Raw genomic sequence first — 24,213 nt, 5'->3', positions numbered from 1 at the left:
CCGGAGGTGGTCTGCGTGGGCGAGACGATGGTGGTGCTCGCCCCTGACGACGGCGGGTCGCTGGAGCGCGCGGCGCGGCTGACCGTCGGCGTGGGCGGCGCGGAGTCGAACGTGGCGGCCGGGCTGGCCCGGCTCGGGCACCGTGCGGCGTGGGTGAGCCGGGTCGGCGACGACCCGTTCGGGCGGCGGGTGGTGGCCGAGGTCGCCGCCGCGGGCGTGGACGTCAGCCTGGTCATCGTGGATCCGGACGCGCCGACCGGGCTCTACCTGAAGGATCCGACCCCGGTCGGCACCCGCGTGCACTACCACCGTGCCGGGTCGGCCGCGAGCCGCCTCGGTGCCGCCGACCTCACGCGTTCCGGGCTGGCCGGGGCACGCCTGCTGCACCTGTCCGGCATCACCGCGGCGCTCTCCGGCACCTGCCGTGACCTGCTCGTATCAGCGCTGGACGGGCGCGCGCTACCGGGTGCCCGGGTGAGCTTCGACGTGAACCACCGCCCGGCGCTCTGGCCCGCCGACCGGGCCGCCCCGGTCCTGCACGGCCTGGCCGACCGCGCCGACGTGGTGCTGGTCGGGCTGGACGAGGCGGCCGGACTGTGGGCTGCGGACGATCCGGCCGACGTTCGTGCCCTGCTGCCCGGCCCGGAACTGGTGGTGGTCAAGGACGGGCCGGTCGGCGCGACGGCGCTGCCGCGTACCGGGCCGGCGGTGTTCGTGCCGGCGCTGCCGGTGGACGTGGTGGAGCCGGTCGGCGCGGGTGACGCGTTCGCCGCCGGGTTCCTGTCCGGGCTGCTGCGCGGCCTGGACCTGCGCGCCTGTCTGCGGCTGGGGCACCTGACCGCCGCGCCGGTGCTGGTCGTGCCGGGCGACACCGCGCCGCCGCCTGATCCGGAGACGATCGCGCGGGCGCTGGCGCTGCCGGAGACGATGTGGACCGCGCAGGTCAAGGGAGGGAGTGGGAGATGAGCGGGCACGACTTCGAGGCACTGTTCGGCGACGCGCGGGTGATGGTGATCCTGCGCGACCTGCCTGTCGACGAGACGGTCCGGCTGGCGGAACTGGCCTGGGATCTCGGCATCGCCGTGGTGGAGGTGCCCATCCGTACCCCGGAAGCGGTGCCGGCGCTGCGCGCCGCGGTGACGGCCGGGCGGCGGCGGGACCGGATCGTCGGCGCGGGCACCGTGCGTACCCCGGCGCAGGTCCACGACGCGGTGGCCGCCGGGGCGGCGTTCACAGTGGCGCCCGGCCTGGACCTGGCGGTGGCCGACGCGGCGGCCGGTCTCGGCGTGCCGCACCTGCCCGGCGTGGCCACCCCGACCGAGGCGCAGCGGGCGCTCGACCACGGCCTGGTGTGGCTCAAGGCGTTCCCGGCGGTCAGCCTCGGCCCGGCCTGGTTCCGGGCGGTGGCCGGGCCGCTGCCGGAGGCCCGGTTCGTGGCCACCGGCGGTGTCGACGCCGGCAACGCGGGTGACTTCCTCGCCGCCGGGGCGCGCGTGGTGGCGGTCGGGTCGGCGCTCACCGACCCGCAGCAGCTGCCGCGCCTGGCCACGCTCGCGGCCGGCGGCGCGGTCAGGTGACGGTACGGCCGGACGTGGTGGCGGTGGTCCGGATCGCCTTCACGATCGCCGGGATCGACCCGATCAGCAGCACCAGCGCCCAGATCAGCGCCACCACCGCGAACACCACGGCGCCCAGGTCGTCCAGGATGCTGACCAGGATCACCGGCACCAGGCCGTGCAGGAACTGCAGCACCACTGTGCACAGCAGCGTGGTCAGCATCAGCGCGACGAGGCCCTTGTTGCGCAGGAACCGGGGCTGGGCGGCGAGCAGCAGCCCGGCCCAGACCAGTTTGAGCAGCAGCGCCAGCCCGAGCAGCACCGCCGCGTCGCCGACCGGGAAGAACCCCCACACCGCGAGGTACGCCAGCGTGCCGAACGGCGGCGCCAGGACCAGCGACACCATCACCGTCAGCTCGACGAACGCGACGATCAGCAGGACCAGCGACACCAGCAGCAGCACGATCGAGAAGACGAGCGTGGCCACGCCCTGCACCCGGCCCTGCACCCGGTCCGGCAGCACCAGGCTCAGGCAGAACAGCCCGGTCGTCCAGAGCGCCACCACGTCGATCAGCGCGAGGTAGCCGATGCCCCGCCCGGACGGCTCGGACACCGCGCCGACGTCGCCCAGCTCGACGCCGAGCTGCCCGGCGCGCTCCCGCAGCGCGCCGCTCGCGTCGCCGCCGCCGGTCAGCGCCGCCGCGCCCAGCTCCACGCCGACCACGAGCGCCACCGCGAGCAACGCCAGCAGCAGGAACGGCTTGCGCAACTCACCCATGCCGCGTCTCCGTCCCGGTCAGGACCGGGCCAGCGTGACCGAACATCCACCACCTCCCGGACACCGCAGGAGCACCTCGGTCTCCCGGTCAACAGCCACCTTCGCCACCGCCGGGCCGTCCGCGTCGGGCGCGACCTCGTCGGTGACCGTCACGTCCGCGTCGCCCGGCGCGCGGGCTGTCACCTCGAACGGCGTCGTGCCGCGCAGCACCAGCGTGCGCAGCGCGCCCGGGTCGGCCACCCGCAGCCGGCACACCGTGCCGAAGGTGAGCGTCACCCCGTCGGCGGTGGTGGCCGGTTCCGCGGCCGGCGGCAGGCAGCTCACCGCCACCGTCGCCGGGTCGACCGTCCCGGACCCGCGTCCCAGCCGGGCCAGCGCGCCCGGCCCGGCCGCCGGGTCGCCCCTGTCGTCGCGGCGTCCGGCCACCGCCACCACGTACAGCGCCACCAGCAGCACTGCCACCGCCACCAGCAGCACCTTCTGCCTGGTGGTCATGGCCGGACGACGGGCGTGAAGCGGATCTCGTCCACGCCCGCGAAGTACCTGTCGGTGCCCTGCGTCTTGCTCACCGCCACGAGCGTCAGCTTGTGCGGGCCGCGGGTCAGCTCCAGGGTCCCCACGTCCACCTCGTCGGTGCGGACCACCGTCGGGGTGAACCCGAAGAACGTGTCGCCGACCTGCCGGCCGTCGACCAGCCAGATCGTGTTCGCGTAGTCGAACGACGTGGTCCGCACGGTGGAGAACCGCCAGGTGCCGTCGGACGGCAGGTCCACCTGCACGGTGACCCGGTCGCCGACGCCCCGGCCCAGGAAGAACAGCTGGGCGTCGCCGGACCACACCACGTCGCAGCAGTTCTTTTGCGCCACCACGTCCGCCTTCGCGCCGGTGGTGGACTGCACCGTCGCGCCGGAGACCAGCGTCTCCGCCTCCACGGTCACCGCGTCGGCCTGCGGCGGCGCGGGGGTGTCCGGTCCGCGGGTCACCAGCCAGGCCACCACCCCGGCCACGACCAGCACCAGCGCCGCGGCGGCCGCGATCCACGGCCACGGCGCGCGCTTCGGGGGTACGACGGCCCGCACGTCGTACGTGACCCGGCCGCTGGAGCGGGAACTCTCCTCCGGCGCGGTGTTCGCCGAGTACGCGAACCCGGTCATGTCGTAGCGCCGGGGCGGCGTGCCGGGCGGCACGGCCAGGCGTACCAGGAACGACACCGAGCCCTGCCCGGGCACCACCCGCTGCGGCTCGGCCACGGTGAACCAGGCCCGCTGGCTGCCCTCGCCGGGCGCGACGTCGAAGACGACGGTGTCCGGCGCGGTGCCCGGGTTCGACACGGTGAACGTCAGCTCACCGCTGTTGCGGGCGTCCAGGGTGAACTGTTCGGCGGCGGCGACGACTGTCCATTCGGTGGTCATGACGGCTCCTCGGGCGGATCGTGGGGTGCGGGTACGTGCGCCCGGCCGACCGCGCGCACCGTCGCCACCCCGGCGGCGGGCTCGGCGTCGTCCGGCTCAGGCGTGGGCGGCGGGCCCGGGTCGGGCGGCGTCGGGTCGGAGGGCGGGTCGGGCGGGTCCCCGGTGACGACCTCGACGGTGACCGCCGCCGGTTTCTCCGCCTCGACGATGCGGGTGACCAGCGCGAGCCGGTCGGCGGCGGCCGGTGGCACCCGCACCACCAGGTGGAACGGCCGGTCCGGCGGTTCGTCCAGCACGAACCCGGTCACGCCGGTGGCCAGCTCCAGCGCGGTCCGCATGCCGTACGGGGTGCCGCGCCACCGGGCCAGCAGCGCGCCGTGCGCCACCAGGTCCCGCAGCCGGCCCGCCGGCAACGGCAGCGGCGCGTCGGCGCGGGGCGCGGCGACCACGTGGTCCATCGCCACCCAGCGGGTCAGGTACGCCACGAACCCGTCCGGCGTCCGGTACGCCCCGAACAGCGCGTCGACGTCGGCGAGCACCGCCTCGTCCGGGGCGTGCAGCGCCTCCATCACGTCCAGCAGCGCGCCCAGCACGCTGCCCGGGCCGGCGGCCCGCTGGTACGCGGCCGGCAGCAGCCGCTCAATCGCCGCTCGGCGCATCCTGCCGCACCACCTCGATGTCGTGCTCGCCGGAGCAGAGCAGCCAGGTGCCGGGGACGGTGACCACGTCGGCGGTGGCCTGGTTGGCGCTCGCCGTCCAGTCCTCGCCGTCGCCGCTGCGGAACACGCCGCGCTCGCCGCCGGCGAGCACCAGCCGCCCGGCGCCGGAGGTGCCGGTGGGCGCGGTGGCGGCGATGGCGTCGACCGGGACGAACCGGGTCCGGTCCCGCAGCGGCAGGCCGCAGTTGACCATCACGGGCGACCACTGCGGCTGCCCGGCGAGCGTGTCGAGGCGGACCACGCCGCCGCTCTGCGTCGCGGCGAGCGCGAGCGGGCCGCTGAACGCCAGGTCGCGGCAGGTGCCGCCGATCCAGCCGGACGCCATCGACTGCCACTTCACGTCCGACTCGAACAGCCGGGTGCGGTGGCAGCCCTGGCCGGGCTTCTTCGGGTCCGGCTCGCCCGCGCCGCACCACAGCAGCGTGGCCGGGCCGTCGTACTGGACGGCGAGGATCCGGTTGTCGACGTTGGCGAGGCCGACGTGGGCGAACGTGCCGGGCCGCCCGGCCGCGGTGGACAGGTAGACGCCGAATCCGGCCTGCGCGGCGACAGCCACCCCCGGCGCGCCGCGCTCGGAGACGAACGCGCGCACCGCGTAGAAGCCCCGGTCGGCGTCGGCCGGGTCGACCAGGATCTGCAACGGCACCGCGCCGGGTAGCAGCGGCACCTCGTACAGGCCCGCGTCGGTGGCCAGCAGCAGCGCGCCGGTGCCGTCCCGGTCGATCCAGGCCAGATCGCGGACGCCGGAGTCGAGGTCGGTCAGCAGCGTCCACGTCTCACCCAGGTCGGTGCTCAGCCGGACCCGGGAGCCGCCGGCGGCGCGGGTGGTCACCACCGCCACCGAACCGGCCCGGGGGACCACGCCGGGGCGTACCGGGGCGGGCGCGGGCACCACCCGCACCACTGTCTCGTCGTCGAACCGGCCGGCCGGTTCCCAGCCCGCCCCGGCGTTGGTGGAGCGGAACAGCACCGGGCCGCCGCCGGCGTACCAGGTGTCGGCCTGGTACTGGTCCACCGCCACGGTCCGTACCTGCGCGTCCGGCGCCTCGTCGACCACGAACCGCACCGACTCGACGTAGCGCACGCCCGGCTCGGCGTGCTCCAGCATCCGGTACACGTTGGAGGCGCGCAGCGGCTCGCCGAACGCCCAGCCGGCCGGGTTCAGCGGCGTGGGCAGCGGGCTGAGCGTCTGGTGCAGCCGCTCGTGGATGCGGCGGCGCACCGCGTCCACGTCCTCCTCGCGGCGCACCACCACCCGCGCCTGGATGGACACCGCCTTGTAGCGCGCCCAGCCGGCCCGCACCGCCGTACCCAGGGCACGGCGGCGTTCCAGGTCGGCCTCGACCCGGCGGCGGGCCTCCTCCACCTCGTGCTCGCGCAGCACTGCCACCGGCAGCCGGCCGCCGGGACGGGCCGCGTCCGGCACGTACGGCACCAGCACCACCTCGACCTCGCCGGGCCGGGCGAAGCTGTAGACGGCGGCCCGGGTGAACGCCCGCGCCCGCGCCACCGCCCCGGAGCCGGTGGCCAGGATCTCGAAGTCCCGGGCGGTCACCGCGCGCTGCTGGGCGAAGAACTCGTACGGCCCGCGCGCCAGCACCGACTCCAGCGACTCCAGTTCCCGCCCACCGGTGGCCGGCTCCGGGTTGTCCACCCGCACCCCCGGCAGCGGGTCGCGCAGGCTGGTCAGCACGCCCGCCGCGACGTTCCCGGCCGGTCCGCCGCCGCAGCGGTACCAGAGCCGCACCTGCCGTCCGGCCGGCGGCACCGCCGCCACAGTGGTCGCCCCGGCCGCCCCCTCGACGGCCGGGGCGCCACCGTCCGGGCGCAGGTCCAGCGCCGGGGCGAACGTGACCACCCCGGAGGCCCGGTCCACCAGGTAGACCTTCGCCTGCGGGCCGACACCGGCGAAGCTGTCCACCGGCCGCCAGATCTCGTACGTGCGCCCCTCGTGCTCGCGGGCGGCCGCGCCCAGCTCCACCGAACCGGCCGGCACCTCCACGCCGAGCAGCAGATCAAGCGCCTCGGTGGTACGGGTCAGCGGCGCACGGCCGGCCCGCAACACCTGACCGGGCTGCCCGGTGCCGGTGCCCAGCAGCTCCGCCTCGACCGGCTCGCAGTGGTGCACACGTACCGTCGTCGTGGTCTCCCCGGCGGGCAGCACCGCCGGTTCGGTGGTCACGAAGACGACCGGCCGGGGGTCCGCGCCGCGGGCCGCGGCGACCCGGGTGCCGGCCGGCACCCGCACCGGGCCGCGGTCCGGGCCGGTACGGGTCAGGCGCACGTCCGCCCAGGCCGCCGCCGGTGGATGCCGGGTGACGCCGAGCAGGTTCAGGAACGCCACGTACGCCTTCTCCGGCAACTGGTTCAGCCGGTAGATCATCACCTCGGTCAGGTACGCGAACGCCTCCACCAGCGCCATGCCCGGGTCGTGCGCGGACAGGTCCGTCCAGTCCGGGCAGGACCGGGCGATGCGTTCCCGCGCCTCGGTGACCAGGTCGAGGAAGGCGCGGTCGTCCAGGTGCGGCACCGGCAGCGTCATGACGTGCCCTCCTCGTCTCCGGTTTCCTCGTCGGCGGGCAGCAGGTCGACGGAGAACACCAGGTGGCCGGGGGAGAGGCTGGCCCGCACCCGGTAGTCGAGCCGGATCACCAGGCGCCACGGGTCGTCCGGGTCGGGGCCGGCGTCCACGTCGAGCACCTCGACCCGGGGCTCCCAGCGCCGGATCGCCTGCCGCACGTAGTGGATCGCCAGCCCGGCGGTGGTGTCGTCGTTCGGCGCGAAGACGAGCCGGTGCAGCCGCGACCCGTACCCGGGACGCATCAGCCGCTCCCCGGGCGTGGTGGACAGCAGCAGGTACAGCGCCTGGCGTACCGTCTCGTCGCCGTCGGTCATGGCGAGCGAGCCTGCGGCGGTGAGCGCGAGACCACCGGCGCGGCCGGCGTCGAAGCCGGCGCCGACGAAGCGGAAGGCCCTCATGCGTCCGCCCCCAGGAAGCTCTGCCGCACGTCGCGGACCTGGTGGTGCACGGTGCCCGGCGGGGTGCCGTCGGTCAGGCCGTCCAGGTGCGACAGCACCACCGGCTGCCGGTCCACCCGCACCCACGTGCTGTAACCCACTGTCACGGTCAGCGTGTGCAGGCACGGTTTGATCGTCGGGCCGTAGTTGGGGCAGGCGGTGATGTCGCGCCCCTCCGGGTCGGGGCGGATCAGCACCGGCACGGCCTGGACCGTCACCCACTGCTGGGACGGGCGGTTGCTCACCCGCCCGTCGTGTCCGCAGGTGATCAGCGAGTCGCGGTGGATCCAGCGCATCAGCCACCTCCGGCGGAACGGGCGAGCGTACGGGCCTGCGCGGCGGCGGTCTCGGCGTCCTCGGCCGCCGGGGCGTGCAGGAAGTCGACGGTGCGGCCGCGTACCACGACGGCCCGGCCGGGCGCGGAGAGCACCAAATCCCCGGCGGCGTGCACGGTGGTCAGCTCGGGACGCAGCTCGACGAAGCTGCCCGCGTCGGTGGCCAGCCGCAGCGTGCGCCCGTCGTCGTCGATCACGATGGACTGCCCGGTGCCGGTCCGCATCGACCAGCGCCGCGAGCGGCCGGACACGATCCCGGTGTCGTACGGCTCGACCGCGCCGAACAGCGAACCGAGCACCACGCCCGAGGCCGGCTCGCCGCCGGGCAGCGCCACCAGCACGGTGTCGTCGGGGTCGGGCAGCGCGACGATGCCCTTGCCCCGGCCCGCGCCCGGGCAGAGCACCGCGAGCCAGCCCGCGTCCAGATCGCCGTACGCGGGCAGCGTCACCCGGGCCCGGCCCAGCCCGTCCGGGTCGTCGACGTCGGTGACGGTGCCGAGCGTGACAGTCGCCGCCGGGGGCGCGGCCGACGGCGGCGGGCCGGGCGGCGCGGTGGAGAACCGGGTCAGGTGCCCGTCGGCGTCCACCGTGTGCACCACCTCGGTGAGCACGTACACCCCGGCCAGCGGCTCCGGGACGCCGGCCAGCGCGATCCGCCGGCCCGGCCGCAGCGCCGGGTCGCCCTCCGCGGTGCCCTCGGCGGTGACCAGCGCCGCCACCCGGGCGTCCAGCCCGGCCTGGGCCAGCGCGGCCAGCTCGTCGTCGCTGCGGCCCGGCTGGTCCACAGCGGTACGCACGCCGTCCGCGCCCACGTCGCCCGGGTCCGGGCGCAGCGGGATGCGCCGCCCGCTGCGCGCCTCGTCCGCGCGCTGGCTCAGCGGCTCGGCGCGCTGCGGGTGCCAGCCGAGCACTGCGCACTCCGCGCCCGCCCGGTCCAGGTTCTCGGTGATCCGCAGCGCGTGCACCGTCTCGCCGAGCCTCAACGGCAGCGGCTCCCCGTAGCCGTCCAGCGTGCACAGCCGCAACCGGTCACCGTCCACGCCCAGGTGCAGCCCGGCCCGGCCGGCCACCTCGCACAGCAGATCCAGGTCGGTGTGCCGGTGCTGGAGCAGCCGGTCCAGGCGCGGCCCGTCGTCCTCGGCCGCCACGCTCAACCCCAGCCCGGCGCACAGGTCGGCGGCCAGCTCGGCGGCGGTCACCGACTCGAACACGCGCAGCTCCTGCCGCTTGCGCAGCCGGTGCAGCGGGTCGTACGCCCGGATCCGGGCCAGCGCGGCGCCGTCACCGGCGTACTCCCGCTCGACTGCTGTCACCTCGCCGGTGAACAGCGCCTCCGCCTGCCCGTCGAGGCGGACGTCGAGGGCGGCGCCGGGGCGTACCGGAGGGTCGAGCGGACCCGCGCCGGGGGCGGCGGCGAGGGTCAGCTCGCACTGTGCCGGGCGGTCGAGGCGGGCGGCGACGCGGATGCCGCGCAGCCGGGCTGGATCGGCCAGCGGTCGCCCGTCGACTGTGACCAGGGCGGCCCGGCTCACGGCGCACCCCCGGCGGCCGCTCGCCGCGCCGGGCTGGCCGCGTGGCGGGTCACGGCGTGCCTCCCGCGGTGACGGCGTCCGGCGCGACGGTGGCGGCGCCGGCCGGCGGGACGGCGAGCGCGGTGCCAGCGGGCACGGTGAGCGGGTCGGTGATCCGGTTGTGCTCGGCGAGCAGACGCCAGCGCAGCGGCGAGCCCAGCGCGTCGTGGGCGAGCAGGTCGAAGCGCACCCCGGACCAGCCCGGCTCGGCCGCGCCGTCGGCGGCGGCGACCACCGCCGACCCGGGCGCGACAGCGGGTGTGCTCGCCGCGGCCAGTTCCTCCTCGAACCCGGCGCGCGCCGCCTCCGCGCCCTCCGCGACGCGGACCAGCTTCAGCCGCAGCCAGGAGCGCCGGGGCGTACCGGTGAGGGTGAACGCGTCGAAGCGTTCCGCGATCGCCGTGATCACGCCCGGGACGTTCCAGGTCTTGCCCCAGACCAGGCGGACCAGCGGCGGGCGCAGCCAGCCGTGCTCGACCGCCGAGTTCTCCGCCAGCATCCACAACGGCCGGGTCAGCGCGCGGACGTCCTCGGGCCGGGCCGGCGACTCCACGAAGTCGACGTCGAAGAGCAGGTCCAGGACCAGTTCGGTACGCCCGCCGCCGGTGAAGACCAGCGGGTCGTCGGCCAGCCCGGCGCCGGTCAGCGGCCCGTCCGGTCCGCCGCGCGGGCGTACCCCGGCCAGCCGGGTCACCTGCACGGTCTCCGGGTTGAGCAGGCAGTCGACCCGGGTGCCGGACTCGTCCACGAGGAAGGCCACGCGCTCCATCAGTCACCCGCCTGTTCCCGGTCCAGCCGGGCCGTGTCGCTCCACCGCGTGGGCTGCGGGGCGGGCCAGGCCGGTTCGGCCGGGAGCGCCGGCCACGGATCCGCGTGCGTCCCGCCGCCCTCGGCCATCCCGGTCGCCACGTGGCCCGTCGTGCGGGTCGGGTCGGAACCGTCCGGCAGGGCCGGCCACGGGTTGCTGTACGTGGGACGCGCGGGCCACCGCCCCTGCCTCTCCCCGGACGCCGGGTCGTGTCCGCCCGGATACGGCAGGCCGGCGGCGCGCCCCGGGTACTGGGCGACGGATCCGTCCCTTGTCCCGTCGCGACCGTTCGTTGATCCGGTTCGACCGCCCTTGATGCGTGCGGCCGGTCCGCGCGGCAACGACGGTGGCGCAGCCGCGAAGGTGAGCGGGGGCATGTCCCCTCGACCGGACGGCACGTCCGCTCCGGCGATGTCGTCCCTGCGCGTCGGCCGGCCCCGGTCGACCTGTGGGAGGTTCCGGAGCGGGTCCACCCGGTCGGGGCCGGGCCTGCGCTCGGACGGTGACGGCCGGTCCGATTCGCCGGATCCCACGCGACCCGGCGATCCGATCGTGTCCCGGCTGCCGGCGGGGTGTACGGGCCCGGCGGTGCCAGCGGGCACGCCCGGGTCGGTGGGCCGACCGGTGCCGTCGCCGCTCGCGCCCCTCGTGCCGGTGAGGGCCGGCCTGAGGGCGCGAGTCACCACCGGCCGGCGTGCCGGGGGCGCGCCACCGATGGCTTCCGTGGTGCTTGCGGTACCGGTCGGGCCGACGGCGCCCGGTGATCCGGTCCGGTCCGGCATACGCGCCGCTCTCGTCCTCTCCGGTGCCCCGGCCAAGCCGATCGGCTCCGTCACGAACCGGTTCGCGGGTTCACCCGCAGACGCCCCGTCCGAGCGGTACCGGGCGCCCGGCGTCGGCGTGGAGGGCGCCGCCCCGCTCACTTCCCACCCGGCACTCGTCGCTCCCGGCGACCGCGCACCGCGCCCCGGCTCCGAGTTCCCGCTTCCCGAGATCCCCGTCCCACTTCTCAGGAGCTCCGGGAGATCTTGGTAGGAAACGGCCCCTATAGGGGCCCTTTCGTACCAAGATCTCGGCGGGCTGTTGCGGAAAGCGGCGAGTCCGTTGATCAAACGTGCCATCCAGCGCCACCGGCCCCTCTGGCGCCGCTCGTCGGAGAGCGGGGGAGGAGCGGAAACCGGCGGAAGGTCGCGCAGCAGGCCGGGGGCGTGCGCCGCCACCAGCCGCCGCCAGTGCTCGGGCGGCTGACCGGGGGCGGGCTGCTGGCCGGGCAAGGACGGCGCGTCCTCGGCCGGGGCCGGACCGGACAGGCGATCCGCGGTGACCCGCAGCGCGCGGGCCAGCCGGTCACGCGCCCGCCGGGGCGGCGGCACCGCCGGCCTCCAGTTCCAGGCCCTCGTACGCCAGGGTCAGCGCCTCGATGGCGATCTCCTGCGACAGGGTGTTCAGGTGCGCGCCCCGCCACCGGGTCGGCCAGGCATTGATCATGTTCCAGCGCAGCACCTCGGCTGTGCCGGCCGGGTCGAGCAGCACCACCGACACGTTGCGCCGGTTGACGGTGCCCTTCGCCGCCGCGCTCACCCAGTCCCACAGCTCACGCGAGCTGGTCAGGCCGAAGTGGAGCGTGACCGGGGCGTACTCGACCTGTCCCGGCACGGCCCGGATGCGCTCGTTGCCCGCCTCCCGGTACGACAGCGCGGGAATCGCCACCTCGAAGCCGCTGACCTCGGTGAAGTGCCCGTTGGTGATGCCGTTGATCAGCAGCTTGAAGTGGTAGGCGCGGTACGGGTCGACGGGCGCCCCCGGCTGCGGCGTCGCGGTGGTGGGCATGTCAGCCTCCGATCGTCTCGGTCTCGGTGCCGCCGGCCCACTGGCTCAGCTTGAACACCACGAACTCCGCGGGCTTGACCACGGCGATGCCGATGTGCGCCACCACCATCCCGGCGTCGCGGACGTCGGCCGGGTTGGTCTCCTCGTCGCACTTGACGAAGAACGCCTCCTCGGGCGTACGGCCGAGCAGCGCGCCGTCGCGCCACACCCGGGTGAGGAACGCCCCGATGTCGCGGCGGATCGAGCGCCACAGCGTGAAGTCGTTCGGCTCGAACACCATCCAGCGGGTGCCGCCCGCGATGGCCTGCTCGATCGAGATGGACAGCCGCCGCACGTTCAGGTAGCGCCACTCGCTGGCCTCGGCGGCGAGCGTACGGGCGCCCCACAGCCGGATGCCCTCCCCGGCGAAGAAGCGGATCACGTTGACGCCCTTGGGGTTGAGCACGTCGTGCTCCGGCCGGGTCACCCGGTACGCGAGGTCGACGGCGCCGCGTACCGGCTCGTTGGCGGGCGCCTTGTGCACGCCGCGCAGCGCGTCGGTGCGGGCCCAGATGCCGGCGACGTGCCCGCTCGGCGGGGTGAGCACCAGGTCGCCGCTGAGCGGGTCGCGGACCCGGATCCACGGGAAGTAGAAGGTGGCGTAGTCCGACTGCCGGGGCCGGTCGCCGCCGGTGCCGGGCGGTTCGTCGTCGGCGTCGCCCGGCGTACCCTCGGCGGGTTTGTCGGCCGACGCGGGCTTGGGCGGCTTGCCCGGCGTGGCGACGCGGGTGAGCCGGGAGACGTCGGTGACCTCCGGCGGCGGGTCGCAGATCGCCACCATGGTGCGCAGCCGCTCGGCCATGCTGATCAGGGCCTCGTGCGAGACCGGGTCGTGGTAGCCGGGCGCGGCCACTATGGAGACCTCGTCGATCGCCTCCAGCAGTTCCAGGCCGCCGCGCCGCCCGCCGGTGCCGGTGAGGCGGCCGCCCTCGCCGACGTTCACCACCCAGCAGCGGGTGCCGCCGTTGTCCAGGAAGCCGAACACGGCGCGGGCCAGCGGGGTGCTCTCCAGGTGCTCGCCGTCGGCGTACAGCCGCAGGAACTCGGTCCAGCTGTTCACCGCCAGCGCCTCGCCGACGTGGGCGCCCCGGTCGGGCGCGACCCCGACGAAGGCGGCGGTGCTCATGCCGACCGGTCCGATCGGGCGGGCCCCGCTCGGTACCTCCTCGACGTAGATGCCGGGGGAGAAGTAGGTGGGCATCGGTCCTCCTCGGACGTCAGTCGGGCGCGCGGACGACGATCAGGTGGTCGCCGTCCGGATCGAGTTCGGCGGTGTGGACGCGTCCCGCGCCGACCAGCCGGATCCGCACCGGGGCGTCCGGCGCGTCGGGGTCGTGCGGCACGCCGGTCAGCCGGAACCGGCCGGCGGTGTCGGTCTCGGTGGCCTGGGCGGTGCCCACCAGCTCCACCCGGACGGCGGCGAGCGGCTGGTCCTGCGGGCCGACCACCCGGCCGTCGAGCGTGCGCATGCCGAGCTGCCGCAGTCGCAGCGGGTGCCGCACCGGCGGCGCGATCGGGACCGGCCGGTCGATGCGGGCCGGCACGTCCAGCAGCAGCGCCGGCCGGGGCGCCACGCCGAGCGCCCGCCACAACGCCGGGTCGCCGGTGGCGAGCACCAGTTCCGGCCGGCCCGCCGTGGTGGCGGCGGCGAGCACCCGGTCCAGCGCCGCGAGGGCGGCCGGCCCGCCGCCGGAGACCAGCAGGCGGACCACGAACCGGTACGGCTCGCGCGCCGCGCCGCCGGTGGCGGTCTGCCGGGCCGGCCGCAGCTCCAGCGGCCAGACCGTGAGGCCGCCGTCGGGGTCGTCGCGCGGCGGACCGACCGGTACGGGCTCACCCGCGGCTCCGGTGAGCCAGCTCGCGACGTCCGCGACGGCCGCCTCGATCGCGCCGGTCATCGCGGTGGCGTCCCCTGGATCCGGTACGCGATGGCCTCGTTCCACACGTGCGGGTAGACGCCGATCTCGAAGTAGCGGGTGAACCGGTTGATCGGCGCGTTGGTGTGGTCGTGCCAGAGCAGCCACACCGGGGCGATGGTGAACAGCACGTAGTTGAGAGCCACGAGCGGCAGGTAGAACGGGCCGAGCAGCCGGGCCTGGAACACGTGCACGTCCTCGTGGCGCTGGATGCCCGGGCTGGAGCCGGCGCACACGGTGCCGATCGTGGTCGCGTACCGGGGTGAGACGCCCTCGATCACGTTGACCCGGCCGCTGCCAGCCGAGACGATCCGGTCGAGCTGGTGGCCGAAGACCAGGTGCAGGGCCAGGAAGAGCGCCCCGGCGAACGTGTTGAGCAGGCTCCAGGTGTGGTCGACCACGAACAGGAAGATCCCCTTCGGGTCGGCGCCGTACGTGCCAGCGGACGCGGACGCCCAGCCGAACGGCGCGCCGACGAGTAGGCCGACGACCGCGCCGGCCAGCAGGCCGACGGTGCCGGCGGCGAGTTGCCCGAGTACGGCGCCGAAGACGACCTGGACGGCCGCGCTGAGGATGCCGAAGATCATGGGGTCACCTCTCTCAGACCCAGGAGCGGACGTAGCGGGGCTCGCGGCCCTGGGCGAGCTGGGTCGGCGACGCCTGCGTCGCCTGCCGGTTACCAGGGGGGAGCTGGTTGACGCCGAGCGCGGCGGAGAAGATCACCAGCCCGTTGAAGAACGCGATGATCCACTTCTCCGGGCCGGCGTCGGCGGCGAACGCGGCGGTCAGGTAGGACAGCAGGAGCGCGAAGCCCAGCGCGATCCACTTGCGCGCCTTGTCGCCGCTCGGGCCGATCAGCCCGCCGACGACGTTCGCGGCGAGCAGGGTGGCGGCGCTGGCGCCGGTCAGGCTGCCCAGGGCGGCCCAGGTGAAGAGATCGTTCACGGCGATCCCCCTCTTTTCGATGGTGCGGTGGTGCAGATCGGGGTGGGATGGTGCGGCGGCGTTCCGGGTCACGTGACCCAGCCTCCGCCCGGTGTGCTGGTGGGCCGCCGGCGCGGACGCCGTCGGTGGTCGGTGGGCTCAGGCCGGCGGACCGGCGGGTCGAGTCGGTGCGTCGGGCGCGGCCGGGGCGCCGGTGGAGGCCGGGGCGGGGCCGGCCGGCACGCCCGGGCCGGTGGTCGCCGTCGCGTCCGGGCCGCCGCGGGAGCGCCGCCGCCGCATCAGCAGCACGAGCACGACGGCGGCGACCAGCAGCAGGACGACCACGGCGGCCACCACCGGCAGCCACGGGAAGGAACCGTCACCGGTCACCACGGCGGCCGGGCTGGTGGCCGGCGGCGGGGGCGCCTGGGCGACGGCGCGCAGCTCGGACGGCTTGGGCTGGTTGGCGACCACCTTCCAGGTGACCGAGCGCCCGGTGACAGTGCCGTTGGTGTCGAGCACCCGGCCGGGGAACGTCACCGAGATCTCGAACGCCATCAGCGTCATGAACGCCTGCTGCTGGCGCGGATCCTGCTGCCCGAACTTGCCGCCGTATTTCTTCGGGTCCAGCGGGAGCGAGAAGCGATACAGATCATCGTCCCGGACAAGATTCACGCTTTCGCTCGTGAATTGTGCCAGCGGTGTTTTCCGGTACGTGATCTGAATGCCGTACGAGGTGGCGTCCTCGTACCGGGTCTCCGCTCCGGGCGGAAGTGAGGGAATGTTCGGCCGCAGTTCCGCGAAGGCCACCGCCGGGTCCGGGTTGCGCTGCTTGAGCACGGACTTCGGCGCGGTGAGCAGGAGCTGACCGGAGACCGTGTCGTCGTCGTTCACGGTCAGCCCGAGGTTGAGCTGCATGCAGCCGCTCAATATCGCCACGAGGGCGAGACACACCGCGAGGCGGAATGCCCGGCTGCGGCGGAGTCTCGTATTCATGCGCTCAGTGTGAGCCGGTGCAGCCCGCCGGGCAGTCCGTGATCGGTCGCCGTTCTGTCGCCGATCTTACCGGCGTCCTCTCCCATTCGGACGACGTCGAAAACGTGAGCGATCGATATTCTGAAGGATTGTCGTGTCGCCGTTCCGCCGGGGTTCCCGGTGACGACCCGGGCGGCGGGTCACCGCGCCGGGGACTCCGCCGCGACGATCCGCAAGACCGGGATGCCGGGGGCGACCCGGGCGAAGTCGGCGAGCGGGGCGTGCCGGTCCACCGGCGCGTGCGGGCGCGCGCCGGGAGCGAGCGCGAGATGCCGGCGCAGGATCGGTGGCCGCTGCGCCACCGGCACCTCGACCAGCCGGACCGGCTCGCGGCGGCGACGGCGCAGCACCACCCGGCCGCCCCGGTACATCCACGTCATGACACCGCCCACCGGAGGCCCTCCTTCGCCGTACCCGTCGACCGTCAGGCGCTCTCGCGGGCCACCAGCGTCGACGGGAACGCGGTGCTCGGGGCGACCGGCGCGCGCGTCAGCACGGCCGTGGCCGCGGCGGCGGCGATCCGGTCCACCGGGTGGGTCGCGGTGGTCAGCGGCGGGCTGCTGATCGCCGCGTACGGCAGGTCGTCGAACCCGGCCACCGCCACGTCGTGCGGCACCCGCACGCCGCGCCCGCGCAGCGCGGCGATCACGCCGAACGCGGTGGCGTCGCTGGCCGCGTAGACCGCGTCGGCGTCCGGCCACCGGCGCAGCGCCTCCAGTGCCGCCCGGCCGCCCCGCGCCGCGGTGAAGTCGCCGGTGACCAGCCGCTCCGGCGACCCGGACTCCCGCATCAGCTCCCGGTACGCGGTCACCGACCGTTCTGCGCAGCTCAACCAGCGCGGCCCGGTGACCATGACGACGCGGCGCCGGCCGGTGGCGTACAGGTGACGCAGCACCTCACCCGCGCCACCGGCGTTGTCGACGTCGAACGACGGCACCGCCGGAGAGCCCTGACCGATCGAGACGACCCGGCCGCGCAGCCTCGGCGGCACCGCGTCCAGCGCGGCCTGGGTCGTGTTGACCAGGATCACCCCGCACACGCCCCGGTCGGCGCCCAGCCGGGTCAGCCCGGACGGGTCGGCCAGCGGCAGCCACTCCAGCGCCACCCCGACGCCGTGCGGCGCGCCCACCCGCGACGCCGCGCCCACCACCCGGTGCACGTACGGGTCGTCCAGCACGGTGTCGTCGCGGCCCACCACGGCCACCACCAGGCGTACGCCCGCTCCGCGCACCAGCGACCGGGCCGCGAGGTCCGGCACGTAGCCGAGGCGCTCGGCGGCGGCGTGCACCCGGGCGCGGGCGTCCGCCGAGGCGAACCCGTAGCCGCCGAGCACCCGGGAGGCGGTGGCCCGGGACACCCCGGCGCCGCGGGCGACGTCGTCGAGCGTGGCGGGACGTGCGGTCGGCGTACCCATGTCCGCATCATGCCTGCTCCGGCGTGGATGGGCGAAGCCATAACGGCGCTTGTGGTGGAAGCGCTCTCAGGTGTGCGATTGTCGTCGGGAACCAGACGGGGGAAGGGACCACCGCACCGTGAGCAGCACCATCGACGCACCGGCCGGGAAGCGGCCACCGGCGCCCCGGGCGGTGCTGACCGCCCGCAACGGCGTCGCCGTCGTCTTCGCCCTCAACGGGCTCGCGGTGGCGAGCTGGTTCTCCCGGGTCCCGGCGGCCCAGGAGGCGCTCGACCTCAACCCGGGGCGGCTCGGCCTGCTGCTGCTCTGCGCGTCGGCGGGTTCGCTGCTGGCCATGCCGACGGCCGGCCTGGTCACCCAGCGGCTCGGGCCCGCGCGCACTGTCGCCGTGTCGGTGGTGCTGGTCTCGCTCGGCCTGACCGTGGCGGGTCTGTCCGCCAGCCTGGTCGGCTCGGTCGTCGGGGTGGGGTTCGGCCTCGCCGCGTTCGGCTTCGGCTCCGGCATGTGCGACGTGGCGATGAACGTCGAGGGCGCGGCCGTGGAGAAGCGCCTCGGCTACACCATCCTGCCCCGGTTCCACGCCGCCTGGAGTCTCGGCTCGGTGGCCGGGGCCGGGCTCGGCGCCGGCGCCGCGCACTTCGGCGTACCCGTGGGCGTGCACCTGCCGGTCCTGTCCGTGCTGATCCTGGCCGGCACGCTGGTCGGCGCCCGGGCATTCCTCGCGGCCACCGCCGAGGCGGCCGGGGCCGGGGAGCCGGCCGCCCGGCGGCAGGCGCTGCTGGCCGCCTGGCGCGAGCCCCGCACCCTGCTGGTCGGCCTGCTCGTGCTGGTCATGGCGTTCACCGAGGGCAGTGCCAACGACTGGCTCGCGGTGGCGTTCGTCGACGGGTACGGGGTCGACGAGGCGGTCGGTGCCGCGGTGTTCGGCGTGTTCGTGGTGGGCATGACGATCGGCCGCACCGTCGGCACCGTCGCCATCGACAGGTGGGGCCGGGTGCCGGTCCTGTTCACCACCATCGCGATGGCGTCCGCCGGCGCGGCGCTCGCCGTACTGGCCGGGAACGGCCCCCTCGCGGTGGTCGGCGTCGCGCTGTGGGGACTCGGCGCCTCGCTCGGCTTCCCGGTCGGGATGAGCGCCGTCGCCGACGACGAGGACAAGGCCCCGGCCCGGGTGAGCGTGGTCGCGGTGATCGGCTACACCGCCTTCCTGGCCGGGCCGCCGCTGCTCGGCTTCCTCGGCGACCACTTCGGCGTGCTGTCCGCGCTCGGCGTGGTGCCGCTGCTCCTGCTGCTCGCGCTCGCGCTGGTGCCGGTGCTGCGGGAGCGCCCCGCCGCGCCGGACACGCAGGCCGGCGCACCGGCGGCGAAGGTCGGCTGAGCCGGTCCAGCCGACTCCCACCGCGCTCCCAGCCGCCTGCCAGGCCGGCGTGCTGCACTGGAGCGAACGCCGAGGAGAGGAGGCGGGCATGGGCTGGTTCAGCCGCCGGGCCGCCGACCCGACGACGCCCACGAAGCTCGACCGCGAGGCGACCAAGGAGGACCTGGCGCAGCTGGAGGCGTTCGTCACCAGCCGGCGCGGGGTCGAGTTCTACCTGGAACCGGAGACCACCGCCACCGACACCACAGTCGTCGCCATCGCGCACGACGGTGAGTGGATCCGCCGCCGTACCGGCTCGCCCCGCGCCGCCGGCAAGATCGCCCAGAAGCACGCGGTGCCGCTGTACGAGGCGGCCCGCACCGGCTACCCGGAGCGGATGCGGGCGTGGAACCGGGCCCACCCGGAACGCCGGGCCCGCTGACCGGCGCGGTCAGCCGGTCAGCGCGGTGACGAGGGCGTAGCCCAGGAACGCCGCGCCCAGGCCCGCGGCCACGCTGAGCGCCGCATTCGCGTACGCGAGGCGGCGCTTCCCGGTGCGGGCCAGGCGCAGCGTCTCGTAGCTCAGCGTCGACCAGGTGGTCAGCGCGCCGCAGAAACCGGTGCCGACCAGCGCGGTCACCGCCGGGTCGACGGGCGCCGCGAGCAGGCCGCCGAGCAGCAGCGACCCGGCCACGTTCACGGTGAGCGTGCCCCACGGGAACGGTGAGCCGTGCCGGGCCTGCACCGCCCGGTCGGTCAGGTAGCGCAGCGGCGCGCCGAGCGCGGCGCCGAGCGCGATCAGCAGGACGGTCATCGGCCCGCCACCGTCTGGGCGGTCACGGGGCCCGCCCGTGCCGGGCGGCCAGCAGGCGCGCTGTCACCGCGTCCCCGGCCGCGACCGCGGCCAGCGCGCCGAGCACCGTGGCGGCCAGGTAGACGCCCGCCGTCGCCGCCGCGCCGTCGGTCAGCAGCCGCTGCGCGTCGACCGCGTACGCGGAGAACGTGGTGAACCCGCCGAGCACGCCGACGCCGAGGAACGGCCGGGTCAGCGGGTGGGCCGGGCGGGCGGCGAGCATCGCCGTCAGCGCACCGATCAGCAGGCAGCCGGTGACGTTGACGGCGAACGTGGCCCACGGAAACTCGCCGGCCCGGTGTGGCACCGCCGCCTGCGCGCCCGCCCGCGCGAGCGCGCCGAACACGCCACCGGCGGCGATCACGCCGAGCACGGCCGCCGGGTGCGCGGACAGTTCCGACCGGTCCGCCGGTACGCGCAGGTCGACGTCCGGATCAACGCGCGGATCCGACACCACACCTCCCACCGCCCCCGCGAGCATAACCCCGCTCCCGCCGTCCGCCCGCGCCCCCGCTCTCGGTGATCTTGCGGTTCCAGCCCCGGCATTGCGCGCGAAGCGGACACCCGAGGGGCGGCAAGTGCAAGATCACGGGGGCGGGGGGTGGGGGAGGGATGAGGGGCGTACGGTGGGCGGCAGCGCCCGGCGCGGCGGTGCCCGGGGCCCGTCGCGCCAGGAGGAAGCCGTGCAGGACCGCACCCCTCGTCCGGACGAGCTGGATCCCGTCGAGCGGATCGGCGTCGACGAGCTGCGCGCCCTGCAGCTGGACCGGCTGCGCCACTCGCTGCGGCACGCGTACGACAACGTGCCGCACTACCGCCGCGCGTTCGACGACGCCAGCGCGCACCCGGGCGACCTGCGCGAGTTGACCGACCTGGCCCGCTTCCCGTTCACCACGAAGGCGGAGCTGCGGGAGAACTACCCGTTCGGCATGTTCGCGGTGCCCCGCGAGCGGATCGCCCGCCTGCACGCGTCCTCCGGCACCACCGGACGCCCGACTGTGGTCGGCTACACCCGCGCCGACCTGGACACCTGGGCGAAGCTGATGGCCCGCTCGATCCGGGCCGCCGGTGGCCGCCGCGGTGACCGGGTGCACGTCGCGTACGGCTACGGGCTGTTCACCGGCGGCCTCGGCGCGCACTACGGCGCCGAGGAGCTGGGCTGCACCGTCGTCCCGGCCTCCGGCGGCATGACCGAGCGCCAGGTCATGCTGATCCGCGACCTGGAACCGGAGGTCATCATGGTGACCCCGAGCTACATGCTCGCCATCGTGGACGAGATGGAACGCCAGGGCGTCGACCCGCGCGCCACCTCGCTGCGGGTGGGCGTCTTCGGCGCCGAGCCGTGGACCGAGGACATGCGCCGTGAGCTGGAGCAGCGCCTAGACATGCACGCGCTGGACATCTACGGCCTGTCCGAGGTGATGGGCCCGGGGGTGGCGGTCGAGTGCGTGGAGACCAAGGACGGCCTGCACCTGTGGGAGGACCACTTCTACCCGGAGATCATCGACCCGGTGACCGGGGAGGTGCTGCCCGACGGACAGCGGGGCGAGCTGGTGCTGACCTCGCTGACCAAGGAGGCCATGCCGGTGGTCCGCTACCGCACCCGGGACCTGACCCGGCTGCTGCCCGGCACAGCCCGCCCGATGCGGCGGATCGAGAAGATCACCGGACGGACCGACGACATGATGATCGTCCGGGGGGTGAACGTCTTCCCGACGCAGATCGAAGAGCTGATCCTGCGTACCCCGGCCCTGTCGCCGCACTTCCAGTGCGTGCTCGACCGGCGGGGGCGGATGGACACGCTCGCCGTCCACGTGGAGCGGCGCGCGGACGCCGCCGCCGACGAGGCCGAACGGGCCGGCGCGGCCCTGGCCGAGCAGGTCAAGAACACCATCGGCGTCTCCGTCGCGGTGCGGGTGATCGAACCGGACGGGGTGGAACGGTCGATGGGCAAGATGCGCCGCATCGTCGACCAGCGGCGGGAGCGCTGACATGGCGGACGACGGCGGCCGCACCGCGGCGCACGACATGTTCGACGCCGACGTGGCGTCCAAGGGGCTCGGCATCGAACTCGTCTCGGCCGGTGACGGCGCGGCCGTGGCGCGGATGCGGGTCACCCCGGCGATGCTCAACGGGCACGCGATCGGGCACGGCGGCTTCGTGTTCCTGCTCGCCGACACCGCGTTCGCGCTCGCCTGCAACAGCCACGGCCCGGCCACCGTCGCGGCCGGCGGCGAGATCAGCTTTCTGCGACCGGTACGCGAGGGCGACGTGCTGGAGGCGTACGCCACCGAGCGGGTCCGGCAGGGCCGCAGCGGCATCTACGACGTCACGGTGCGGCGCGGCGACGAGGTGGTGGCGGAGTTCCGGGGACGAAGCCGCACCATCGCCCGCGGCTGACGGCCACCGCCCGACGAGCCGCCCGGGCCGGAGTGGCCCCGTGCCCGCTCCGACCCGGACGTCGCCGTCATGCGGCGAGCCCAGTCGCGTACCCGCCGGGCTCGGCTCTTCGCCGCGCGCGGCCTGCCCTCTCAGGCCGCGCCGCGGCTCCGGGTAACGGGACGGTCCGCCACCCGGGCCACGCCGCGAGATCGCCGGCCGTCGCCGGTCCGGCCCAGGACGGCCCGGGCACCGCCCGGAGCACGCCGCTCCGATCCGGCGGGCCGGGCGCCGGTCGGGCCCCTCCACCCGACCGGCGCGACCGTCCCGCCCCGAGCGGGCAGAGTTCCCGCTCGTCGGGGTCCCGTGCGGGGACACCGGCTCCCGCTCCCGGCGCGAAGCCGGCAGCGGTGTCCTCCGGGACGCGGGCCGGATGCCGACCCGCGCCCGCTCCGGCCGTCCGGGCGGCGGCGCGTCCGCCACCGGCCACGCCCGGCGGTACGGCCGCGCCGACGGTCCGGACACCGGCCCGGGCGGCGACGCGCTCGCCGTCCGCCATTGCGCCGATGTCGCCGACTCCGGACGCGGCGCGAAGACGGCGGGCGAAATCCGCTCGCACGGCCCGGGAGAGCCGGTGCGCGGCCACCCGCGCCACCAGCGGCTCGACCGTCCACCCGCCCGGCGCGACGGGCCGCAGCAGTCCGGCCGCGGCCAGGGCGCGCAGCGCCGGCGTGGCCCGGCCGGCGGGCCAGCCGAGCATCGCCTCCACCGTCGCGGCGGCGACCGGGCCGCCGCGGGCGGCGGCGGCCATCAGCACCGCCCGGTGCGTGCCGTCCAGCCGGTCCAGCCGGGCGTCCACCAGCCGCCGCGCGGCCGAGGGCACGCCGGCCGGCTCGTCCGCCGGGTCGGTCAGGGCGTACGCGGTCGCGACGGCCGGGTTGCCGCCGGCCAGGGGGAGCAGCCGCGCGGCGAGCGCGGCTGGCCGGCCGGTGTGGCCGAGCAGGTGCCGCAGCAGCCGTCCGGTCTCCAGCGGGCTCAGCGGGCGCAGCGGGATCCGCCGGGTCCCCGGGGCGGGCAGCGGGTCGGCCGACCCGGAGCCGTACGTGGTGACCACCGCGAGCGGCAGCCCGCGGTCGCTCGCCGCGACGTGGAGCTGGCGCAGGAACCGGCGCAGCGCCGGCGCGGCCCGGTCCAGGTCGTCGACGGCCACCACCACGGGCGCCTCGGCGGCCAGGCCGAGCAGCGCCTCCCGGCAGGCCACCACGGCCCGCGCCGCCGCGGTGTCGTCGTGCGGCGCGGCCAGGAACGCGGCCAGCGCCCCGCCGCCCGGACCGTCGACGGCCACGCCCGGCAGTGGGCGCGGCGCCTCGGCCCGGGTGCGGAGCAGGTCGGCCAGGGGCGCCAGCTCGCCGGCCGGGTACGGCGGGCAGTACGCCACCCGCCGGAGTACCGGGACACCGTCCACCTGGGACACCGCGCGGATCACCTCGTGCAGCAGCCGGCTGCGGCCGCTGCCGGGCGGCCCGACCAGCGAGATCCACCGGGGACGTCGCTGCCGGAGCGCGGCGGTCACCTCCTCGGCCGCGGTGGCCAGCTCACGCCGTCGCCCGACCAGCGGGGCGCGATGCCGCGCCGGCCGGCGCCCGGCGGTCCCGGTCACCCGCCACACGTCCAGCGGCAGCGACTTGCCGGCGAGCGTCATGGTGGCCAGTGGACGCTGCTCGACCAGGCCGGCCACCGCGTCGCGGGTGACCGGGCAGACCACCACGCCACCGGGCGGCGCGTGCTCCTGGAGCCGGGCCGCGGTGGTGATGACCGCGCCGCTCGCCGCGCCGTGGCCGCCGTCGCGGGCGCCGGCCAGGTCGAGCAGCACCTCGCCGGTCGCCACGCCGACCCGCACGCGCAGCCGGACGCCGCCCGGCCGCCGCCGGTCCAGCGCGGCCTGGATGTCCAGCCCGGCCCGCACCGCCCGGTACGCGTCGAAGCCGTCCGAGGCGGACGCGCCGAACAGCGCCATCACCGCGTCGCCGACGTACTTCTCCACCACGCCCCGCCAGCGGCGCAGCACCGACGCGACGGTGCCGAAGTAGGCGCGTTGCAAGGCCCGCAGGTCCTCCGGGTCGAGCCGCTCGACCAGGCGGGTCGAGCCGACGATGTCGACGAAGAGGACGGTCACCGTGCGGCGTTCCTCCGGCACCGGCGGGCAGGCCGCGACGACGGCTTCCCGACTTACCACGGGCGTGGTGATCAACATCGCACCCACCCTTTC

At 75.8% G+C, this 24,213-nt stretch carries 27 protein-coding genes; 6 read left to right on the top strand and 21 right to left on the bottom strand.

Annotated elements, in window-relative coordinates:
* Positions 1-15 precede the first annotated feature (15 nt).
* Together J3R08_RS18225 and J3R08_RS18220 are read left to right on the top strand one after the other, a co-directional pair.
* Positions 16-966 (top strand): sugar kinase, encoded by a 951-nt coding sequence (locus J3R08_RS18225; RefSeq protein ID WP_307849497.1) that lies wholly within the window; start codon positions 16-18, stop codon positions 964-966.
* The gene (locus J3R08_RS18220) at positions 963-1,577 is read left to right on the top strand and encodes a bifunctional 4-hydroxy-2-oxoglutarate aldolase/2-dehydro-3-deoxy-phosphogluconate aldolase (RefSeq protein WP_209962175.1); all 615 of its coding nucleotides are present in this window, start codon (positions 963-965) and stop codon (positions 1,575-1,577) included. Before J3R08_RS18225 ends, J3R08_RS18220 begins: the two co-directional genes overlap by 4 nt.
* Here J3R08_RS18220 and J3R08_RS18215 read toward each other — a convergent pair.
* The 18 genes from J3R08_RS18215 to J3R08_RS18130 all read right to left on the bottom strand — a co-directional run bounded on the left by J3R08_RS18215 (position 1,570) and on the right by J3R08_RS18130 (position 17,355).
* Positions 1,570-2,334, bottom strand: a complete 765-nt coding sequence (locus tag J3R08_RS18215; protein ID WP_069088528.1) for a hypothetical protein — start codon at positions 2,332-2,334, stop codon at positions 1,570-1,572. The genes J3R08_RS18220 and J3R08_RS18215 overlap by 8 nt on opposite strands.
* 18 nt (positions 2,335-2,352) lie before the next feature.
* Entirely contained in the window at positions 2,353-2,829 is a 477-nt protein-coding gene (locus J3R08_RS18210; RefSeq protein WP_069088529.1) for a hypothetical protein, read from the bottom strand.
* A complete protein-coding gene (locus J3R08_RS18205) occupies positions 2,826-3,746 on the bottom strand; it encodes a hypothetical protein (protein ID WP_069088530.1) in 921 nt (306 codons plus the stop codon). The genes J3R08_RS18210 and J3R08_RS18205 overlap by 4 nt, the downstream gene beginning before the upstream one ends.
* Positions 3,743-4,405: a phage tail protein gene (locus J3R08_RS18200; RefSeq protein WP_209962173.1), complete on the bottom strand. Its 663-nt coding sequence runs from the start codon at positions 4,403-4,405 to the stop codon at positions 3,743-3,745. Before J3R08_RS18200 ends, J3R08_RS18205 begins: the two co-directional genes overlap by 4 nt.
* A complete protein-coding gene (locus tag J3R08_RS18195; RefSeq protein WP_209962170.1) occupies positions 4,386-7,007 on the bottom strand; it encodes a putative baseplate assembly protein in 2,622 nt (873 codons plus the stop codon). The genes J3R08_RS18200 and J3R08_RS18195 overlap by 20 nt, the downstream gene beginning before the upstream one ends.
* Positions 7,004-7,444, bottom strand: a complete 441-nt coding sequence (locus tag J3R08_RS18190) for a GPW/gp25 family protein (protein ID WP_064445742.1) — start codon at positions 7,442-7,444, stop codon at positions 7,004-7,006. Before J3R08_RS18190 ends, J3R08_RS18195 begins: the two co-directional genes overlap by 4 nt.
* On the bottom strand, positions 7,441-7,779 hold the full coding sequence (locus J3R08_RS18185) for a hypothetical protein (protein ID WP_064445743.1): 339 nt from the start codon (positions 7,777-7,779) through the stop codon (positions 7,441-7,443). Before J3R08_RS18185 ends, J3R08_RS18190 begins: the two co-directional genes overlap by 4 nt.
* Complete coding sequence (locus J3R08_RS18180; RefSeq protein ID WP_209962168.1) at positions 7,779-9,350, bottom strand: phage baseplate assembly protein V; 1,572 nt, start codon at positions 9,348-9,350, stop codon at positions 7,779-7,781. The genes J3R08_RS18185 and J3R08_RS18180 overlap by 1 nt, the downstream gene beginning before the upstream one ends.
* 49 nt (positions 9,351-9,399) lie before the next feature.
* On the bottom strand, positions 9,400-10,158 hold the full coding sequence (locus J3R08_RS18175; RefSeq protein WP_209962166.1) for a hypothetical protein: 759 nt from the start codon (positions 10,156-10,158) through the stop codon (positions 9,400-9,402).
* On the bottom strand, positions 10,158-10,298 hold the full coding sequence (locus tag J3R08_RS32100; RefSeq protein WP_231915426.1) for a hypothetical protein: 141 nt from the start codon (positions 10,296-10,298) through the stop codon (positions 10,158-10,160). The genes J3R08_RS18175 and J3R08_RS32100 overlap by 1 nt, the downstream gene beginning before the upstream one ends.
* A 1,246-nt stretch (positions 10,299-11,544) precedes the next feature.
* On the bottom strand, positions 11,545-12,027 hold the full coding sequence (locus J3R08_RS18165; RefSeq protein WP_209962162.1) for a phage tail protein: 483 nt from the start codon (positions 12,025-12,027) through the stop codon (positions 11,545-11,547).
* Position 12,028: 1 nt separating this feature from the next.
* Positions 12,029-13,267: a phage tail sheath subtilisin-like domain-containing protein gene (locus J3R08_RS18160; RefSeq protein ID WP_209962160.1), complete on the bottom strand. Its 1,239-nt coding sequence runs from the start codon at positions 13,265-13,267 to the stop codon at positions 12,029-12,031.
* Positions 13,268-13,283: 16 nt separating this feature from the next.
* Positions 13,284-13,964, bottom strand: coding sequence for a carboxypeptidase-like regulatory domain-containing protein (locus J3R08_RS18155; RefSeq protein WP_209962158.1), 681 nt, complete (start codon positions 13,962-13,964; stop codon positions 13,284-13,286).
* Complete coding sequence (locus tag J3R08_RS18150) at positions 13,961-14,569, bottom strand: glycine zipper family protein (RefSeq protein ID WP_043323578.1); 609 nt, start codon at positions 14,567-14,569, stop codon at positions 13,961-13,963. Before J3R08_RS18150 ends, J3R08_RS18155 begins: the two co-directional genes overlap by 4 nt.
* Before the next feature lie 13 nt (positions 14,570-14,582).
* Positions 14,583-14,927: a hypothetical protein gene (locus J3R08_RS18145; protein ID WP_043330052.1), complete on the bottom strand. Its 345-nt coding sequence runs from the start codon at positions 14,925-14,927 to the stop codon at positions 14,583-14,585.
* A 138-nt stretch (positions 14,928-15,065) separates the two neighbouring features.
* Positions 15,066-15,902: a DUF3153 domain-containing protein gene (locus tag J3R08_RS18140; RefSeq protein WP_223201020.1), complete on the bottom strand. Its 837-nt coding sequence runs from the start codon at positions 15,900-15,902 to the stop codon at positions 15,066-15,068.
* A 179-nt stretch (positions 15,903-16,081) separates the two neighbouring features.
* Complete coding sequence (locus J3R08_RS18135) at positions 16,082-16,333, bottom strand: hypothetical protein (RefSeq protein ID WP_245254764.1); 252 nt, start codon at positions 16,331-16,333, stop codon at positions 16,082-16,084.
* Positions 16,334-16,365: 32 nt separating this feature from the next.
* Positions 16,366-17,355 (bottom strand): LacI family DNA-binding transcriptional regulator, encoded by a 990-nt coding sequence (locus J3R08_RS18130; RefSeq protein ID WP_209962156.1) that lies wholly within the window; start codon positions 17,353-17,355, stop codon positions 16,366-16,368.
* 118 nt (positions 17,356-17,473) lie between these two features.
* Here J3R08_RS18130 and J3R08_RS18125 point away from each other — a divergent pair, with 118 nt between their 5' ends.
* Complete coding sequence (locus tag J3R08_RS18125) at positions 17,474-18,733, top strand: MFS transporter (protein WP_209962154.1); 1,260 nt, start codon at positions 17,474-17,476, stop codon at positions 18,731-18,733.
* Positions 18,734-18,821: 88 nt separating this feature from the next.
* Positions 18,822-19,154: a hypothetical protein gene (locus tag J3R08_RS18120; protein WP_030499339.1), complete on the top strand. Its 333-nt coding sequence runs from the start codon at positions 18,822-18,824 to the stop codon at positions 19,152-19,154.
* 9 nt (positions 19,155-19,163) lie between these two features.
* Here the strand turns inward: J3R08_RS18120 and J3R08_RS18115 are convergent, their stop codons facing one another.
* Positions 19,164-19,526 carry a CrcB family protein gene (locus tag J3R08_RS18115; protein WP_043323585.1) on the bottom strand — a complete coding sequence of 121 codons (363 nt, stop codon included), beginning with the start codon at positions 19,524-19,526 and terminating at the stop codon, positions 19,164-19,166.
* Positions 19,527-19,548: 22 nt separating this feature from the next.
* Complete coding sequence (locus J3R08_RS18110) at positions 19,549-20,019, bottom strand: CrcB family protein (protein WP_209962152.1); 471 nt, start codon at positions 20,017-20,019, stop codon at positions 19,549-19,551.
* Between the two features lie 229 nt (positions 20,020-20,248).
* Between J3R08_RS18110 and paaK the strand changes: the two genes are divergently transcribed.
* Complete coding sequence (gene paaK, locus J3R08_RS18105; protein WP_209962149.1) at positions 20,249-21,556, top strand: phenylacetate--CoA ligase PaaK; 1,308 nt, start codon at positions 20,249-20,251, stop codon at positions 21,554-21,556.
* Between the two features lies 1 nt (position 21,557).
* Positions 21,558-21,965: a hydroxyphenylacetyl-CoA thioesterase PaaI gene (paaI, locus tag J3R08_RS18100; protein WP_043323587.1), complete on the top strand. Its 408-nt coding sequence runs from the start codon at positions 21,558-21,560 to the stop codon at positions 21,963-21,965.
* A 67-nt stretch (positions 21,966-22,032) separates the two neighbouring features.
* Here paaI and J3R08_RS18095 read toward each other — a convergent pair whose 3' ends face one another.
* Positions 22,033-24,180 (bottom strand): adenylate/guanylate cyclase domain-containing protein, encoded by a 2,148-nt coding sequence (locus J3R08_RS18095; protein ID WP_280841826.1) that lies wholly within the window; start codon positions 24,178-24,180, stop codon positions 22,033-22,035.
* Between the last annotated feature and the right edge of the window lie 33 nt (positions 24,181-24,213).

Origin of the sequence: Micromonospora sp. HB375 (assembly GCF_017872985.1) — a bacterium.
Lineage (GTDB): Bacteria > Actinomycetota > Actinomycetes > Mycobacteriales > Micromonosporaceae > Micromonospora > Micromonospora chalcea.
Note: the sequence above shows the minus strand (reverse complement) of the source record. Positions and strands in the feature narration are given on the sequence as shown.

Excerpts from the sequence above, each read along its gene's own strand:
- J3R08_RS18220 (WP_209962175.1), top strand. The coding sequence starts at position 963 with ATGAGCGGGCACGACTTCGAGGCACTGTTCGGCGACGCGCGGGTGATG.
- J3R08_RS18215 (WP_069088528.1), bottom strand. The coding sequence starts at position 2,334 with ATGGGTGAGTTGCGCAAGCCGTTCCTGCTGCTGGCGTTGCTCGCGGTG.
- J3R08_RS18210 (WP_069088529.1), bottom strand. The coding sequence starts at position 2,829 with ATGACCACCAGGCAGAAGGTGCTGCTGGTGGCGGTGGCAGTGCTGCTG.
- J3R08_RS18205 (WP_069088530.1), bottom strand. The coding sequence starts at position 3,746 with ATGACCACCGAATGGACAGTCGTCGCCGCCGCCGAACAGTTCACCCTG.
- J3R08_RS18200 (WP_209962173.1), bottom strand. The coding sequence starts at position 4,405 with ATGCGCCGAGCGGCGATTGAGCGGCTGCTGCCGGCCGCGTACCAGCGG.
- J3R08_RS18195 (WP_209962170.1), bottom strand. The coding sequence starts at position 7,007 with ATGACGCTGCCGGTGCCGCACCTGGACGACCGCGCCTTCCTCGACCTG.
- J3R08_RS18190 (WP_064445742.1), bottom strand. The coding sequence starts at position 7,444 with ATGAGGGCCTTCCGCTTCGTCGGCGCCGGCTTCGACGCCGGCCGCGCC.
- J3R08_RS18185 (WP_064445743.1), bottom strand. The coding sequence starts at position 7,779 with ATGCGCTGGATCCACCGCGACTCGCTGATCACCTGCGGACACGACGGG.
- J3R08_RS18175 (WP_209962166.1), bottom strand. The coding sequence starts at position 10,158 with ATGGAGCGCGTGGCCTTCCTCGTGGACGAGTCCGGCACCCGGGTCGAC.
- J3R08_RS18165 (WP_209962162.1), bottom strand. The coding sequence starts at position 12,027 with ATGCCCACCACCGCGACGCCGCAGCCGGGGGCGCCCGTCGACCCGTAC.
- J3R08_RS18160 (WP_209962160.1), bottom strand. The coding sequence starts at position 13,267 with ATGCCCACCTACTTCTCCCCCGGCATCTACGTCGAGGAGGTACCGAGC.
- J3R08_RS18155 (WP_209962158.1), bottom strand. The coding sequence starts at position 13,964 with ATGACCGGCGCGATCGAGGCGGCCGTCGCGGACGTCGCGAGCTGGCTC.
- J3R08_RS18150 (WP_043323578.1), bottom strand. The coding sequence starts at position 14,569 with ATGATCTTCGGCATCCTCAGCGCGGCCGTCCAGGTCGTCTTCGGCGCC.
- J3R08_RS18140 (WP_223201020.1), bottom strand. The coding sequence starts at position 15,902 with ATGAATACGAGACTCCGCCGCAGCCGGGCATTCCGCCTCGCGGTGTGT.
- J3R08_RS18130 (WP_209962156.1), bottom strand. The coding sequence starts at position 17,355 with ATGGGTACGCCGACCGCACGTCCCGCCACGCTCGACGACGTCGCCCGC.
- J3R08_RS18120 (WP_030499339.1), top strand. The coding sequence starts at position 18,822 with ATGGGCTGGTTCAGCCGCCGGGCCGCCGACCCGACGACGCCCACGAAG.
- J3R08_RS18115 (WP_043323585.1), bottom strand. The coding sequence starts at position 19,526 with ATGACCGTCCTGCTGATCGCGCTCGGCGCCGCGCTCGGCGCGCCGCTG.
- paaI (WP_043323587.1), top strand. The coding sequence starts at position 21,558 with ATGGCGGACGACGGCGGCCGCACCGCGGCGCACGACATGTTCGACGCC.